Origin of the sequence: Spiroplasma endosymbiont of Polydrusus formosus (assembly GCF_964263245.1) — a bacterium.
Taxonomy (GTDB): Bacteria; Bacillota_I; Bacilli_A; order Mycoplasmatales; family Mycoplasmataceae; genus Spiroplasma.
In genome coordinates this window covers 1160202-1175622 of sequence record NZ_OZ181656.1, presented here as the reverse complement: position 1 = coordinate 1175622, position 15421 = coordinate 1160202, and the positions used below count along the sequence as shown (strand labels likewise).

General features: G+C 24.5%; 22 protein-coding genes. 9 read left to right on the top strand and 13 right to left on the bottom strand.

Going from position 1 to position 15421, the window contains the following annotated elements; all coding sequences use genetic code 4:
• Positions 1 to 167 precede the first annotated feature (167 nt).
• Both ACE38S_RS06165 and ACE38S_RS06160 read right to left on the bottom strand, forming a co-directional pair.
• Positions 168 to 674 (bottom strand): lipoprotein, encoded by a 507-nt coding sequence (locus ACE38S_RS06165; protein WP_374696842.1) that lies wholly within the window; start codon positions 672 to 674, stop codon positions 168 to 170.
• Positions 675 to 697: 23 nt separating this feature from the next.
• Entirely contained in the window at positions 698 to 2179 is a 1482-nt protein-coding gene (locus ACE38S_RS06160; RefSeq protein ID WP_374696841.1) for a hypothetical protein, read from the bottom strand.
• An 885-nt stretch (positions 2180 to 3064) separates the two neighbouring features.
• Here ACE38S_RS06160 and ACE38S_RS06155 point away from each other — a divergent pair.
• The 5 genes from ACE38S_RS06155 (at position 3065) to ACE38S_RS06135 (ending at position 5482) form a co-directional block, all read left to right on the top strand.
• Positions 3065 to 3367 carry a hypothetical protein gene (locus ACE38S_RS06155; protein ID WP_374696840.1) on the top strand — a complete coding sequence of 101 codons (303 nt, stop codon included), beginning with the start codon at positions 3065 to 3067 and terminating at the stop codon, positions 3365 to 3367.
• Positions 3368 to 3630: 263 nt separating this feature from the next.
• Positions 3631 to 3753, top strand: a complete 123-nt coding sequence (locus ACE38S_RS06150; protein ID WP_374696839.1) for a hypothetical protein — start codon at positions 3631 to 3633, stop codon at positions 3751 to 3753.
• 315 nt (positions 3754 to 4068) lie between these two features.
• Complete coding sequence (locus ACE38S_RS06145; RefSeq protein ID WP_374696838.1) at positions 4069 to 4269, top strand: hypothetical protein; 201 nt, start codon at positions 4069 to 4071, stop codon at positions 4267 to 4269.
• Between the two features lie 686 nt (positions 4270 to 4955).
• Positions 4956 to 5165, top strand: coding sequence for a major capsid protein (locus ACE38S_RS06140; protein ID WP_374696837.1), 210 nt, complete (start codon positions 4956 to 4958; stop codon positions 5163 to 5165).
• Complete coding sequence (locus tag ACE38S_RS06135) at positions 5147 to 5482, top strand: major capsid protein (RefSeq protein ID WP_374696836.1); 336 nt, start codon at positions 5147 to 5149, stop codon at positions 5480 to 5482. Before ACE38S_RS06140 ends, ACE38S_RS06135 begins: the two co-directional genes overlap by 19 nt.
• A gap of 146 nt (positions 5483 to 5628) precedes the next feature.
• On the opposite strand, the gene ACE38S_RS06130 is transcribed toward ACE38S_RS06135, so the two are convergent.
• Positions 5629 to 6579, bottom strand: coding sequence for an IS30 family transposase (locus ACE38S_RS06130; RefSeq protein ID WP_374696835.1), 951 nt, complete (start codon positions 6577 to 6579; stop codon positions 5629 to 5631).
• Between the two features lie 148 nt (positions 6580 to 6727).
• Between ACE38S_RS06130 and ACE38S_RS06125 the strand changes: the two genes are divergently transcribed.
• The 3 genes from ACE38S_RS06125 (at position 6728) to ACE38S_RS06115 (ending at position 7816) form a co-directional block, all read left to right on the top strand.
• Positions 6728 to 7147, top strand: a complete 420-nt coding sequence (locus tag ACE38S_RS06125) for a major capsid protein (protein ID WP_374696834.1) — start codon at positions 6728 to 6730, stop codon at positions 7145 to 7147.
• Positions 7140 to 7424, top strand: coding sequence for a major capsid protein (locus ACE38S_RS06120; RefSeq protein ID WP_374697165.1), 285 nt, complete (start codon positions 7140 to 7142; stop codon positions 7422 to 7424). The genes ACE38S_RS06125 and ACE38S_RS06120 overlap by 8 nt, the downstream gene beginning before the upstream one ends.
• A gap of 128 nt (positions 7425 to 7552) precedes the next feature.
• Entirely contained in the window at positions 7553 to 7816 is a 264-nt protein-coding gene (locus ACE38S_RS06115; protein WP_374696833.1) for a hypothetical protein, read from the top strand.
• Positions 7817 to 8261: 445 nt separating this feature from the next.
• On the opposite strand, the gene ACE38S_RS06110 is transcribed toward ACE38S_RS06115, so the two are convergent.
• The 6 genes from ACE38S_RS06110 to ACE38S_RS06085 all read right to left on the bottom strand — a co-directional run bounded on the left by ACE38S_RS06110 (position 8262) and on the right by ACE38S_RS06085 (position 9893).
• On the bottom strand, positions 8262 to 8510 hold the full coding sequence (locus ACE38S_RS06110; protein WP_374696832.1) for a hypothetical protein: 249 nt from the start codon (positions 8508 to 8510) through the stop codon (positions 8262 to 8264).
• On the bottom strand, positions 8473 to 8757 hold the full coding sequence (locus tag ACE38S_RS06105) for a hypothetical protein (RefSeq protein WP_374696831.1): 285 nt from the start codon (positions 8755 to 8757) through the stop codon (positions 8473 to 8475). The genes ACE38S_RS06110 and ACE38S_RS06105 overlap by 38 nt, the downstream gene beginning before the upstream one ends.
• Before the next feature lie 87 nt (positions 8758 to 8844).
• Positions 8845 to 9018 (bottom strand): hypothetical protein, encoded by a 174-nt coding sequence (locus ACE38S_RS06100; protein WP_374696830.1) that lies wholly within the window; start codon positions 9016 to 9018, stop codon positions 8845 to 8847.
• A 170-nt stretch (positions 9019 to 9188) separates the two neighbouring features.
• Complete coding sequence (locus ACE38S_RS06095; protein WP_374696829.1) at positions 9189 to 9359, bottom strand: hypothetical protein; 171 nt, start codon at positions 9357 to 9359, stop codon at positions 9189 to 9191.
• On the bottom strand, positions 9329 to 9520 hold the full coding sequence (locus ACE38S_RS06090; protein WP_374696828.1) for a hypothetical protein: 192 nt from the start codon (positions 9518 to 9520) through the stop codon (positions 9329 to 9331). The genes ACE38S_RS06095 and ACE38S_RS06090 overlap by 31 nt, the downstream gene beginning before the upstream one ends.
• Positions 9483 to 9893 carry a hypothetical protein gene (locus tag ACE38S_RS06085; protein ID WP_374696827.1) on the bottom strand — a complete coding sequence of 137 codons (411 nt, stop codon included), beginning with the start codon at positions 9891 to 9893 and terminating at the stop codon, positions 9483 to 9485. The genes ACE38S_RS06090 and ACE38S_RS06085 overlap by 38 nt, the downstream gene beginning before the upstream one ends.
• Positions 9894 to 10898: 1005 nt before the next feature.
• Here ACE38S_RS06085 and ACE38S_RS06080 point away from each other — a divergent pair.
• Positions 10899 to 11030, top strand: a complete 132-nt coding sequence (locus ACE38S_RS06080; RefSeq protein WP_374696826.1) for a hypothetical protein — start codon at positions 10899 to 10901, stop codon at positions 11028 to 11030.
• A gap of 371 nt (positions 11031 to 11401) precedes the next feature.
• Here the strand turns inward: ACE38S_RS06080 and ACE38S_RS06075 are convergent, their stop codons facing one another.
• The 4 genes from ACE38S_RS06075 to ACE38S_RS06060 form a co-directional block, all read right to left on the bottom strand.
• Positions 11402 to 13282: a prolipoprotein diacylglyceryl transferase gene (locus ACE38S_RS06075; RefSeq protein WP_374696825.1), complete on the bottom strand. Its 1881-nt coding sequence runs from the start codon at positions 13280 to 13282 to the stop codon at positions 11402 to 11404.
• Positions 13283 to 13620: 338 nt separating this feature from the next.
• Complete coding sequence (locus ACE38S_RS06070; RefSeq protein ID WP_374696824.1) at positions 13621 to 13764, bottom strand: hypothetical protein; 144 nt, start codon at positions 13762 to 13764, stop codon at positions 13621 to 13623.
• 176 nt (positions 13765 to 13940) lie between these two features.
• Positions 13941 to 14099 carry a hypothetical protein gene (locus ACE38S_RS06065; RefSeq protein WP_374696823.1) on the bottom strand — a complete coding sequence of 53 codons (159 nt, stop codon included), beginning with the start codon at positions 14097 to 14099 and terminating at the stop codon, positions 13941 to 13943.
• On the bottom strand, positions 14080 to 14385 hold the full coding sequence (locus ACE38S_RS06060; RefSeq protein WP_374696822.1) for a hypothetical protein: 306 nt from the start codon (positions 14383 to 14385) through the stop codon (positions 14080 to 14082). The genes ACE38S_RS06065 and ACE38S_RS06060 overlap by 20 nt, the downstream gene beginning before the upstream one ends.
• Positions 14386 to 15421 lie beyond the last annotated feature (1036 nt).

Sequence of the window (15421 nt, the reverse complement as noted above, 5' to 3'; positions counted from 1 at the left end):
TTAATTTCCTCAATGATTTTTGTTCTAAATTCTGATGTATATTTGTTATATTTTTGTTATTTTCTTGCCATATAAAAATGCACCCTTTATAAAAATTTAATAAAATATTTTTTTATTTTACTTACTTTTTGGGGTGCATTTTTATTAAAATGGTTTTTTTATATTTATTATTTAATTTTTATTTCACCTGTTTTATTATTTACATCCAAATCAGGAATATCTGTATAAAGATTTCAACGATAAACCGATTTAATATAATCAAAATTTTCTCTATCTCACAGAATACCCCTTTTAGCAATTTCTATAATATACAAGACTTTTTGATTATGAAGAATAAGTCTAAAATTTTTATATTCTTCTAATATTTGTTTTTCTCGTTGTTCCTCATTAATTTGAAATTTAACAATCCTTCAATCATCATTTTTATCACCACGCCATACAACAAAATAATATTTATTATCTACATTATTAAATGGTTTTTCTTGTGACGCTATTCATTCTAAATTGTTTTTAATATTTTCATCTGTTGTATTTATTTGTTTTTCTTTTTTTAGTTTTTCTAATTGTTCTTTTGTATATTCGTTTATTTTATGTTTATTATTACAAGCAACTAAACTTGTTGTGCTTGTTCCAATTAGAGTAATTGTTCCTAAAAGACTTAATATTTTTTTCAATATTTATTTCTCACAAATAATTATTATTGTAATGGAATAGCTTTTCCAATTTCAATATGATGCATAATTATTCCTTTTTTACTTTTGATATCATAAGAAAAATTTATGCTATAATCATTATTCATTTTTATTTTTGAAGGCAAAATTTTATTTTCTGATAAATTAAGCATAGCATCCTTAATTGAAGTATAAACTGTAGTTTTATTGTTATTTTCATCAATAAAATCTGTGCTAACATTACCATTAACTTTTTGAAAAACATTTAAAATAAATTGTATGTTATTATTTCATAATTTATTAGAAATTGAAATTTTATTATGTGGTGGAACTTTCGCTAGTTGAGCTGTAACAGTTGTTGCTGTGGTATTTGTTGTTGTTTTAATTTTTGTATTATCATAATTTGAATAATCTGTTATAATATAATTTTTTGATCCTCCTCATTTATATTCATATCGAACTTCATTTTTTTCTTCTCCCACAAACGTTATACCGGCTGAGCAACCAGCCCTTGCAGTAACTTTATTATTTATATTTCAACTTAAATTATCAGTTTCTGATGTTAAATTTGATTTAAAAAATCCATTCATTTTTTGAAATTTATTTGTTTCTGTAAGTTGTTTAGAACAAGAAATGGTATATTGTATTTGTTCTATGTTGCTGTTATTTATAAACGTTGAACTAGAATCTTTACACGCACTTTCAAGGTTTTGTTCTGAATTAAATATTTTATTTTTTTGTTTTTTTTGATAAAAAACATTAGATAATATTAAATTTTCTAAATTAATATTTAAAATTTGTTTAATTTCAAAATTAGGATTTTGTTTTTTATATTGTAAATATAATCATCTTTTTACATGTTCTTTCATATCGTTAATATAAGATTCAATTAATACAAATGTCTCATATTCATATAAAATAACCTTGCTTGAAAAGATATAAAATTTTTTACTATTATCAATAGTATGATTTGGGGGTACAGTTATTTTAAATTTAGTATTTTTATCATTACTATCAATAATTATATTTTTACTATCATTATCTAAATTATATTCATATACTTTTCCTTCTGAAACACAGTATTCTTTTTTAAATAAAAATTGTAAATTATTATCAAAATCATCATCTGATGATTTATAAAAGGAATAAAAAACTTTTATTACATCTATTTTTGTGCTTATATTATTGTATTTATTTTTTTTATTAGATGATATTAAAATTAAATTATTATTATAAATTCTTGTATAATCATTTACAAATCCTTTAAAAACAGCTGCGTCGCTTGCGCCTAAATCATAATAAAAAATAATTTTTAAAAGACCAGAACAAACAAAAAAAGATAATTTATTTTCTCTCTTTTTTATTCTATTTAAATTTTCTAAATTATTTGTTTGTTGATAATTAATATCACTATTTATTTTTTTTTGATAACTACTAACAGCAATTGTTGTTGGTACAGCAGTTCCACTAATATTTGATACACTTAATAAACTTAAAAATTTTTTCATATTTTTATATTTTTCTTTCTATCATCTTGAAACCATCTTGAAACTTTTTATTGAAAAATTATATAAAGATCTATTGATATTATATATATATATATATATATATGCAAGCACTTTTATGTATGTTATTTTTAAAAGAGATATTTATTTAGAATGATTATTATTGTAATTATATTATGACACCCAGCTGGACTCATGATTATTTTCATATATTTGTTAAAAATTACTTAAAGTTTAAAAATTTTTTGCCAGCCTTTTCAAAATACTTGGAAAAAATTATAAGCGTTAAACGAATAATTTTATAAAGATTACCCAAATTTATTTCAAAGAACCTTAAAACTTTTTTTAACTTGAAATTTAACTTGAAATTAACTTGAAATTTAAAAATTAAAATTTAATATGCCCCATTGACGGACAAGATTGGAGGGATTGTTAAAATGGCTTATTTAAAGCCTATTCAGGTTTATAATTTAAATAAAGGTGAGCACAGGTTAAATTTAAAAAATATCGTAATATTGATATTGTTAAGTTAGATATGAATATTAATTATAAAATTAATAATTATATTCCTTGTCGTAAGTGTGTAAGTTGTAAGTTAGATAATGCTAAAGAATGAATTATTCGTTCTGCTTTAGAATGTAAAAGTTCAAAAAATAATTGATTTATCACTTTATAACTTATTATGATGAGTTTATTCCTGTTAATGATCAAGGTTTTTACTTGTCAACATTATGATTTAAGTAGATTTATTAAATCTTTGCGTAAATTTTTTGAGCGTAATAATATATTTAATATTAAGTGTTTAGCTAGTTCAGAATGTGGCTCTCGTACGAATAGACCTCACTATCACCTTTGTGTTGTTTTTGATTTACCGTGAAAAAATAATGGGTGTTTAAAAATCTTCAGTTAACTGGTGAGAGGTATAATTTGGGTTATCCTTATTTTGTTAGTAAATTAATTGATAAAATTTGAAGTAAAGGTATTCATAAAATAAGTAGTGTTACTTATCAAAGTGCTGGATATGTTGCTCGATATACTTTAAAGAAAGTTAAAAAGTTAGATTATGAAAAATTATGTATTGAACCTGAAAAGTTATATATGAGTAAGGGAATTGGCAAAAAATATTTTGAAGAAAATAAGAACATATTTATCAATTTTATGTTGTTAATTTGAATACTGATAAAGATTTAGTGGGTTACAACATCATCGTTATTTTAATCGTCTTTATGGAAAACAGAATAGTCAACATTTAGAGGAAGTTTAAAAAAATCGCATTATTAATGCAAAATTTAATTTGGTTTATCATGTTAAAAATTCTGGTATATGGTATGTTAATTTATCAGGCAATAAACAACATGTTCTTAATAAAAGAATTAAGAGTTTAAATCGTGTTGTTAACGATAAAAAATAACATAACTTCAAGTTTATTATACATGAAAGGAGGAATTGTTAAAATGGCATTTCGTAAAAAAGTAAAAAATACTGCATCGCATCGTCGTTATTTAACAAATACTGCTCGTACTGTTCGTGCTGCTAATTTGTTTCGTTCGACATCTCGTAGCGGAATTAGGTTTTAGTTTATGACATCAGGAATGTGAATTATTGTTATTATTTTGATAATTGTTATTGTAACTCTTTTAAGTTTTATTGTTAGTTTTTTGAAAAAAACTAACAATAAAACTTAAAAGAGTTACTTAATAATAAAAAAGATAAAAATTAAGATGAGGAATAAAAAAAGAATTTATATTTTTTTATTATTGTATTTAAAAATTTATGTTCTAATTTCTTAGAAATGGGAAAGGAGAATTATATGTACTATAATTCTCCTTTCCCATGGTATATTGTATACGTACTCCTTTCTTAATTATTTTGAAATAAGAAAGGAGTTTTTTATGTCAAAAATAATGTTTAAAGATGTAATTGTGTTTTTGAAAATCTTTGGAATTTCATCATTATTTTTTGTAAGTGGAATTGTTATATTGATTATTAAAACAATAAGGTATATTAAAACTCATAATAAAAATGTACAAAAAGATTTAGATATTTTAAAAAATTATTTAAATAATACTGGTTATTTGTCTTTGGTTAAATAACAAAAAATGAAAAAAATATGAGAAAAATTTATAGTGAATTTAATAATGTTTCTAATTCATCTGTTAGTGATGGTTATTAATATAATGTTTATGAAAGATTTGTTAATGAAAATACTTGTGAAATTTCTTTGATAGTTAGTAAAACTTTAGATTTGTATTCTGAAATACAATAAGCTGGAATTGGTACTACATTAAGTGAACTTATTGATCGTTATGAAAATGATGAAATTTTAGATTTTAATTTTCGACAAGGTCAATATCTTGATTTATTAAAGTTACCAGCTTCTGTTATGGAAACTTTAAATTTGTTAAGGGGTATGGAAAATTTAGATGTTATTAATGATTATGTTAGGTCTTTAAATGGTAATGGTTAAATTGTTAAAGATGATGTTTTAGATAATCAGATTGTTTTTAGATGTTAATAAGAATAAAAATGAATTTGATTTAAAATAGAAAGGTAAAAATTAAAATTAAAAAAAATAAACTAGTTTATGGTTTTCATAATACTTTGGATAAGTCACCTCAACATTATATGTTTACAAAAAATAGTAAACTTACTACTGCGTTTAATGCCAGGGATTTAGTACCTATTTATTTAGATGAGATTTTGCCTAGTGATAATGTTTTAAGATGAATATTAATACTGTTATTCGGCAAACTATACTTTTTTTATATTAAAGCCTGTTATGAGTGTTGATAATATTGATGTTTTTGCTTATTTTGTTCCTAATCGGATTATTTGAGATGATTTTAAAAAGTTTTTTGGTGAAAATAATGATCCTTGAGCTGTTATTGACGATGTTTTAATTCCGATTATTAAAGATCCAAGTGATGTTTTTGTTGTTTTGAGTTGAAAGTTGGTACTATTGCTGATTATATGGGTTTTCCTCTGTTAATAAGGAAAGGTTTAGAAGTTAATGCTTTACCATTTCGAGCTTATACGTGAAATGTTAATGATTGATTTAGAGATCAAAATTTACAATCAGTATATCACATTAATAAATCTAGTTCTGATGGTAGTGGTTCTAATGGTGATAATTATATTAGCGATTTAGAGTTGGATGGTAAGCCTTTTATTGCTAATAAGTATCATGATTATTTTACAAGTTCTTTGCCTAGTCCGCATAAAGGTTCACATATTACTTTAAATATTGGTGGTAAAAATCCTATTGTTACTTACGATAAAAAAGTTATTAATGGTAAACATTCATAGTTAATGTTTACTCGTTCTGATGGTCAAAATTGGAAAAAAATGAAAACATTGGAACTATTGGTTTTAATACAAATGATAAAGATGATTATATTACAAAATTTTATTTACAAAAAGATAATAATGCCTAATTGTAAAGTTAAGTGCAACTAAATTATTTTTCTAACCAAATATTCGATTGGTGAAAGATAATTTAGTATTTTTCTTGGTCTATGGTTTAAAGACAATATAAATTTATGAACTGCATTTTTCGTGGTATTTGAAAAATTAAATTTTTTAGGAAATTTTTCTCTAATTAACCCATTAGTATTTTCATTAGTACCTCTTTGTCAGGGTGAATATGCATTAGCAAAATAAATTTTCACATTTAAATTTTTTTCAAGTTGTTGTCAATTAGCAAATTCTTTACCTCTATCAAATGTTATAGTTTTAACAAGATTATTTGGAAGAATTGATAAATAATGGCTAATGTTTTCGTTAATAACTTTAGTAGTTCTATTTTCAACTAACATTGCTAAAGTAAATCTTGATGTTCTTTCAACTAAAGTTATTAAACATGATTTACTTTTACCTCGCGATGATACTATAGTATCACCCTCTCAATGGCCAACAGTTATGCGATTATTAACATTAACATTTCGTTCTTTAATTGATTTACCATTAAATTTACCGCGATTTTCTTGAGATTTTCGTTTCTTACCTTTTCTTCTTAAATTTTTATTAGTAACCTTTTCAAGTAATCCAGAATAAATTCAATTGTAAATTGTTTTAAAACTAATAATTCATTCTTTATGAAAATTTTTAATTCTTCCATAAATTTGTTCAGGCGATCAACCTAATAATAATTTTTGTTGTACATATTTTACTAATTCTCTATTTTTAAACTTATGAAAATAAACATGTGATTGTTTTCTATTTTCTGCTTTATTTTGTGCAATTAATGAAAAATAATGATTATTATCTTTATTTCTATTAACTTCTTGAATAATAGTACTAATACTTCGATTAAGATTTTTAGCTATTTCACTAATTTTTAATTTAAATTTCAATTGATTCTCAATATAAATTCTTTCATCTATGCCAAGATGTTTATATCCCATATAAAAAACTCCTTGCTTTAATTTTTCTAAAATAAACTTAGCATCATGAAATTTTTATATGAAATTTTTTGCAATTTTATTTACTTGCACTTACAAGTATAATTTAGCAATATTATAGTTAAAAATCCTGTTTATCCAAGTAATTTATATGCTGATTTATCACAAGCTACTGGTATATAAATTAATAATTTACAAACAAACTATTGCTTATCAACAAATGTTGGAAAAGAACGCCCGTAGTGGTTACACTAGATATATTGAGTATTTTCTTTCTCATTTTGGTATTAATTCACCAGATGCTACTAAACAGCGTGCGGAGTATTTAGGTGGTTATAAAAATCCTTTAAATATTAGTGCTGTTTCTCAAACTTCTAGCGCTGTTGATACAAGTGCTTTAGGAAATTTAGCTGCTTTTGGTGAAACTGGTATTCGTCAAAGTTTAATTAATAAAACTTTTTTTATAACATGGTTATTTGATTATTGTTGCTTGTGTAAAATATGAACATTCATATCAGCAAGATGTTGAACAGTTATGAACGCGTCCGTGTTTGTAATGATGTTTATATAATCAAATATTTGTAAATATTGGTGAACAACCTATTAAGAATAAAGAGATTTATTTTAGTGGTGATAAAAAAGTTGATGATGAAATATTTGGTTATAATGAAGCTTGAGCTTCTTATCGTTCTAAGTTTAGTAAAGTTACTGGTATGATGCGTAATGTTGATAAAAGTTTAGATTATTATCATTATGCTGATAATTATGTTCAGTTACCTAAATTATCTGTTGAGTGATTACGAGAAGATAAAAGTAATGTTGATCGCATAGTTGATCGCATACTTTAGCTATTATTAAGTCGACTGCTGATATGACTCAGTTTCAATCTGATTTTTATTTTGAAGTTAATCATGAACGTTCAATGCCAGTATTTAGTATTCCTGGTATTGATAAAATTTAGGATGAATAAATTTAAATGAATAATTGAATAGATAATGTAAAACAAGGTTGAGGAGATGGCGACGCTATTGGTGCTATTATTGATTATGCTACTGGTAATGTTGTTGGTGATATCTTAGTAATAGGTCAGAGTTCAGCGCGATATCAAAATCAATTGAATCGTTATTTTCAAGAGCGTATGTCTAATACACAATGACAGCGTGGAGTTGAAGATATGAAAAAACAAGGATTAATCCTTTGGTTTCTGCTGGTGGAAGAACGTCTTCATCTGTTCCTTTAGATTCTAATGAAGCAGGTGGACAGTCTGTTAATGCAATTACTGGTATAGCTTCTAAATATTATTGGATCCAGCGCTAGGTTATTGGTTGATTTATCTGGTGTTAAAGTTGGTAATATGCAAACTTATTTATATGAGCGTAATTTGAAAAATTTGATTGTTACGACTTCTAAGTCTATTAAGTAAAAAATTATTTGAGCCGCCAAAAGCGGTTTTTGTGCAACGTGGCATATTTCTTTTGATTTGTAAACCATTTATTGTAATCCATTTTATCACAAAAATTTTTGAAAACCAACCGCTCAACCAAAACCTCGAAAAATTATAAAATATAAATTTTTATATATCCATTTTAAAACGATATGAATAAAAACCATAAAACAAATCATCATATTGGTCATGATAAATTTTACTATCAGGTGGTGTTTGTTTTGCTATCGCTAAACCTTAATTAACTAATACATTTATCTAAAAATGGGAGGTCATCTAACATTCCATAGATTTTGCCCTGCACAAACATTTTTCTTATTCATGTTACCCGATTGATTATCCCAGCTTCTTTATTAAGTGATGTTTGATGCTTTTTAGCTTTAAACATTTTAATTTTATAACCTAAATAAGGGGCAATATCTTCTTGTAATTTTTGCATAAAGTCGTGGGCATTAATATCATAATGAAATGTGGCAAGCTTCAAAGCCATCAAATTTATCAAAAGTATTAATTATTCATTGGCCGTAATATTCGACTATTTCATTTAAATTAATGACGTTTTTGGGGGTAATAACGTTTTCGACAATTAAATACTGATCATATTCATTATTTTCATTAATTTTATAACCACTAAATAAAAATACCGTATGATCAACACCACCATTAGCATAATCAACACCAATTACATAACTATCAAATTGATACTGTTTTGTATTGATATTATAAAAATCTTGCAAGTTATATTATTGGATATATTTACGATAATTTCGTAAAACATAAATGCTGGGGTCATTATCGTTATATTCAAAACCATAATATTCTAATTAAAATAAATCAGGTCGTTTTTCTTTGTTTGTTAAAACAAGTTTTTGGAGAATATCCGGAATTTTATTTCAAACAGCCCCCATTGTTAAACGCAAATTAAAAATTCCCAAACCATTAAATGCTTGTTTGTTTTCTGAATATACTTGGTTGTGTTCTTTTAAAATATTTTGCATTTTTTCATTTAAAGGTAAATACGGCGTGACAAACTTTTCATAAAAGACATGTTATTTATCAAAAGGATTAAAAGTAAATTGGTTAGCATATGTTTTATGAAAATATGTTGTTATGGTGCTGTATTTTTTTGTCATATTATCTAATTCTTGAAATGCTCAGGGTAATTCTTTTACTGCAATAGAGGATTATCTAAATTATATTGTTCGTTGCCATTTTCATCAGTATATTTTTCATAAGACACTTTTAAACTTTTTGAACGAAACATTGAAACTCTTAAATTATTATATCTTTTATCTAGTTCTTTATCCGTTAAGATTTCTTTTTCTTCGGCATGGATCATTTCATCAGTTCAAGCTGAGATAATACCACTGCCTTTACCAACTTTTCCATAATTTTATTGCCATTCGCATAGCCCGCAAAAGTAATGCGAATACCACTAGGAAAAACAATTTCACCACCCTCTTTAACATTTTTCGGTCAAACACAATGCCATTTTTTCATTGTCCGGTCCGATATCAATCCCATATTTATCATATAAGTAATTACAAACATTAATGGTATCACCAAAGGTGGTGTCTTCGTGAGTATTGGCATATCTTCGTAAAATAACCGACGAAGCATCGGTAAAATTACAAGCAAAAAATAACTTTTCTGCTAAATTATTTCAAGTTTTATTAGTCCCGCGTCCAGCTGAAACAAAATTAAAAAAACAGGGTGAAGTAAAATATCGAGCATAACTATAACCCACAAAATCTTTAAATACTTCTCAATCAAAACCAAAATTATAGTCACTAAAATTGCAATCATATTTTTTGTTTAAATGTTCGTAGCCTATGTTTCGTTTTTTGTTATTAATGTTTATAAATTTATACATAATAATAATTTTCATTTTACATTACATATAAATTATATTATAATTTATATGTAATGTAAAATGAAAGGAATCAATAAAAATTAAATTAAAAATATTTAATCATTTTACTTTTAAAGAAAGAGCGATGAAGAGTGCACCCATTTTAGTGATTACTGATAAAAAGTATTTACTATTTTTTAATTATATCTTTTTCTTTACGATTTTAATACCATGTATTTCATTTTATAACATCTTTTATATATTCTTTTTGGTAATTATATATTTTATTATTGATTGTAGCTTTCTTAAAAAATGAATTAAAACCTTATATAACAATATTATCTGCACATCAGTAATTTTTCCTTATTGAAATTATAATACCATTAGATAAACATTTATCGTGATAAATAGCGAATTTATATTGATATCCGTGATCTGAGGTGAATTATTATGTCATTCAGATCTTTTTTATCAATTTTATTTTATTAATTGCATCATTTAAATTATCTATTACTAATTTATTTTTGTTATATTTATATCACCTTACATTAACTATTTCTTTAGTATATTTATCAATAATTGTTGATTTATAATATCTTTATCCTTTTTAAATTAAATATGTTACATCAGTATGCACAGTATACAGTGATGATATAATGGATAATTAACAACCCTTTTTAGGACACTTTTATATGATGAACTGTTGTTTTTCTCTAAATTAAACAACTTTTTTGTTTAATTTCCTTAATGATTTTTGTTCTAAATTATGATGTATATTTGTTATATTTTTGTCCTTTTCTTGCCATATAAAATGCCCCTTATAAAAATTTAGCAAAATCTTTTTTATTTTACTTACTTTTTAGGGTGCAGTCTTATATTAAAAAAATTTATTATAATTTGATTCATTAAAAAATGGTTAATCTAATATATCTAAAATAGCAAAAATATTGCATAAAAGCCGTCATAAAATTATGCGAGAAATAAAAAGATTAAAAAACAACAATTACGATCATAAATTAGCAGATAATGGCTATTGAAAAAAGAAAAAAATGTATTAAACACATTATATTTTCAGATAAAGAATTAAGATGATTAGATAAAAAATTTAATAAGTACCATGATACATCAGAACAAATTTGTAAAAACTATGAAAAATAATTTGGTATTAAATTTCCTATATTTGTTAATATTTTATATAATTATATTTGTTATAGTTTTTTAAATTTATCAAAAGAAAATTTATATTTTCATGGTAAAATATTTAAAACAAAAAATAAAAAAGATAACCGTGGTAAAATTACTAATTATATAATTATTAAATAAGCAAAACATGATAAATATAAATTTGGTTGATTTAAAATGGATACAATAGTTGGTAAAGATCATAAATTTAGTTGTTTGGTCTTAACAGAAGAATTAAGCAAAAAAACTTTTTGTAAAAAATTAAAAGAAAATTCAGTAATAGAAGTTACAAAAGCAATTAAAAAAAAAGACGTCTTTAATTGTTGTTACACACTCTTAAAAATTAACTATTTTCATTTTATTTTAAAAAAAATCTTTTTATTGAAATAATAAAATTGGTTTTCTTTAAATTTAAATTTTGATACTTCAATTTTCTTAACTTCTGGTTTAATTTTTAGTTCATCAAAAGTAATGAAATCATTAACATCAATGCTAAAAATTGTTGTTTTTTGTTCATTAATATGGGGATAAAAATTATTTCAAATTGTTTTAATTGCCGCGGTTTTTTCAGGAGAATGAATAACCTCATTTAATAAAATACCAAAATTTTTTTTTGTTAATGTTAAATCAGCAATATTATCTTGTTTTGTTATCTCTAACGTTGTTTGTTGTAAAATTTTACTTAAATCAATTTTGAAAGTTTGATTAACAATCAAGTAATCAATAAATTTATTCCCGACTGTTGGTAAAGCAACAATATTAAAACTGTAATTTATAATTTCGGGATATTTTTCGACTTGTTCATTTATTTTAAAATATTTTAACTCAAAATATTTTTCAAAAACCTCATTTTCATATCCTAAAAATTCCATTACTTTTGTTTCAATTACTTTTGGCAATTTATCAGAATAATTATCTTCACCAATAACAATATTATTATTAAAATACTTTTCAAATTTTCATGTTTGCAAACTATGAAAATCAACATATTCTTTTTCGTACATAAAACCATTTTTACGGAATTTTCGCGACGCTCCTCACTGCGCATAAATTGCTAATCCTAACCCAATGACCACAATTAAAAGTAAAACTGTATAATCTAATACCTGATGATTTTTAATAAATAAAGTTGATAAATCATCTCGTTGCGTTTCTAAGACAAAACGAATTAAATTCCATAAAAAGAAATAAAAACCCGTTTGCACCCCGCTCTTTGTTATTAAATAACCCTCCGGATTATTTAATTTTGTTAAAGCAACACTATCATTATGTAATCATTTTTTAATCTTATCTTTAAAAGTTAGTTTCTCTTTTCGGTTAAATTGACTTTGTGTTGATTTTGACATTTCATCTAAAGCTTTTTGGTTTGGCACATAGTTAAAGTATGCTTTATCCCATACTTCTTTTCATGTCATTTTATCAGGTTTAATATATTTCCGGTTAAAAAAGTGAATAAAATTATATTTTGAATTAAACGGATATTCTTTGGGATTTTTTTTTCATGGTTTTTTACTAAATAATTGCCCAGCAAAAGGAATGAAAAAAGTAATAAATAACCATGCTAAAAAATTGAAAAATGATTCATATAAAAAGATTGGTTGACGGAAAACAATCTGACCACCATCAATTTCTGGTGATAAACCTTGTAATTGTCATGAATTATCCCGAATAAACGCCGGTAATCAACGTAGCGAATCATATGAAGTAACACTTCCTAATATCTCATGATTAAAGAAATTACCCCAACGTCCCAATACTTGCCCTAATAAAATATTTGGAATAATACAATCAGTATAAATCCAAAGGGAAACATTTGCTTTCCGACCAACAATGGCAAAAACAATTAATCCTGTAATTGTGCCAAATAAGACACCGCCGTGAATGCTCATTCCTGCTTTTCAAAAAGCAAATAAAGATCAAAAGGAAACATCATCGGGATATAACACTCAAGGGTGATTAATATCATTATTAAATTTACCAAAAAAACTAGCTCCTAATAATGAAAATGGAATAATAGCAAAAATTGACCAAATTAATGGATCAATTGGGACTTTTTTTATTTTTAACCGAATAAAACAAGCTAAAACCGAGAAAATCATTCCCAAGGTAATAAAAACAGCATACATATGAATTCACCCCCCATATGTAGCTAAAATATGGTGTGGCGTATTATTTGACGTAATTCACCCTGGATTTGGAGGACTACTTGTTAATAAAATACTATTCATTTAATTTTTCGCTCCTTTATGTAAATTGTAAATATATCCAAGATGGATTGGAAATCCTTTTTATGACATTTTTATATGGATTGTTGTTTTATAAATTCAACAGGTATTAAATAATTTAAACTACCGTGAATTATAATATTGTTATATCAATGCACAAAGTTAAATAATTTGTATTTTAATTGGGTTAAATTTATAAATTTTTGTTACTTGATAAATTATGTTTTAAAACTTTTGTAAGTTGTTTCAGAAATAACATTATCATAAGGACAACCTTTATTGTTTAATGATTGTTTTATGTTAAAAATATTTAAGGTATTATCAATGATTTTATTTTTAAATTAATTACTCCAGTTATTATGAAATAACGTAATTTGTTTTAATGGTCTTGTAATTGAATAAAAGGTTTCTTGCACTAGTTGTATTGTTTTATTTGTTCGAGAACTATAGCCAATTATTTCACGATTAAACAAGTTAATTAACAAACAAAGATAATATCATTTAGCACCACCTTGAACATATGTTAAATCATTAACAACAACTTCATTGTGGGTTTGTTTATTATTTTTAAATTAACAGTTTAAAACATTGCTAATTTCGTTGTTATTAACCACCAACTTATGATTACGATATTTTAATTTGGTATATTTAGAGATACTAACTAATTTTTAATCATAATTTGGTGAATTTTTCTTCGCGATAAGATAATATCTTGTAAAATTAAAAAAGCTTTAATTTTACAAGATCCATAAATTTTGCGATTAGCATTAAATGCGCTGATAACTTTTTGTTCATAATTATTAACATCAACTATAGCCACATTTATTAATTTGATAGTAATATGTTGATTTTGCTATCTTTAATTTTGATCCTATTTGACCAATTTTTCGCACAGAATATTTTTCTTTATTATTGTTAATAATTTCTATTTTTTTATTAATTATCAGCACCGCTTGCTTTAAGGGGTTGTTTTTCATTATAATTGGATTAATTCTTTTTGCAAGGCAATCAAAGTTCATTTTTTCAACAGTGTGATTATCTTTTGCTTTAAAAGATCCAGAATTATGAAATTTTTCAATTAACTGATATATAGTTGATTTTGACACCTTATATTATTTAAAAATTTCAAGAATGGTTTTACCATTTTGATAAAGTAAAACAATTTGTTTTTTAAATTCATATACCGATGAATTTCTTCCCCATTTTTATATTCCTACTTTCTTCATAATTATATTTTATTTGAAAATCCACATAAATATGGTTCAACTTATTGTAACCTATCCAAACATTAATGTAAAGGATTAAATAATCTTTTTTTATTTCTATTCTTATTCAATTGTGCCATGGATTTTGATGTAATATCAGTTTTGATGTAACATCATAAATAACCCGATAAGTAACCCAATTAATTTCATGCACCTCACTAACAATTCGTGATGATACTTTTTCTAATAAAAATTTGAATGGTAACCGACTTCAATTTAATGTCATAAAATCAATTATGTCAAAACTACGAACAAACAACCATATAACAACCATATGTATGAGCATACCCCGTCACCCCAACTGATTGAACAGTAAATAAAACAAACAAAGGATTGCACAACTTGATAATATAAATAATATAAATCTGTTTAATATAATTCATCAATAAAAATTTAATCAGCACTTTGTAATAAAGATAATTTTTAAGTCGTAATTTTGACAATAATGCGAGCTGCTAAACCTGGTTCTGGAAAGGATGTTTATAAACAAATTTATGATCAATTCCTAATGCCTCACCATTTCATCGTACTTCGTGTTTAGATATAATTCACGTAATGGTTAAATTAATTAAAATTGTAAATCTTTTGGTGATACTCCAATAATATTATGTGATTTAATTGTTGCAGAAGGTCCCTTTGCCGATAATGATTCATTTACATCATAATAAATTGTTCTTTGCCCTAACCATTTAAAATTTTGTATTTTCCTTGTTGCTTCATTAAAAATTTCAATAAATAAACTACCAATAATTTTACGCTTTTGTTCAGGATTAATAACCCTTTTAAATCAGTTAAAAATCTTTCTTGAGCATCAATTTTAATAATATTTAACTTAAATTTTTCTTAAAATTTTTGTAAATCATGTCAACCACCGTCT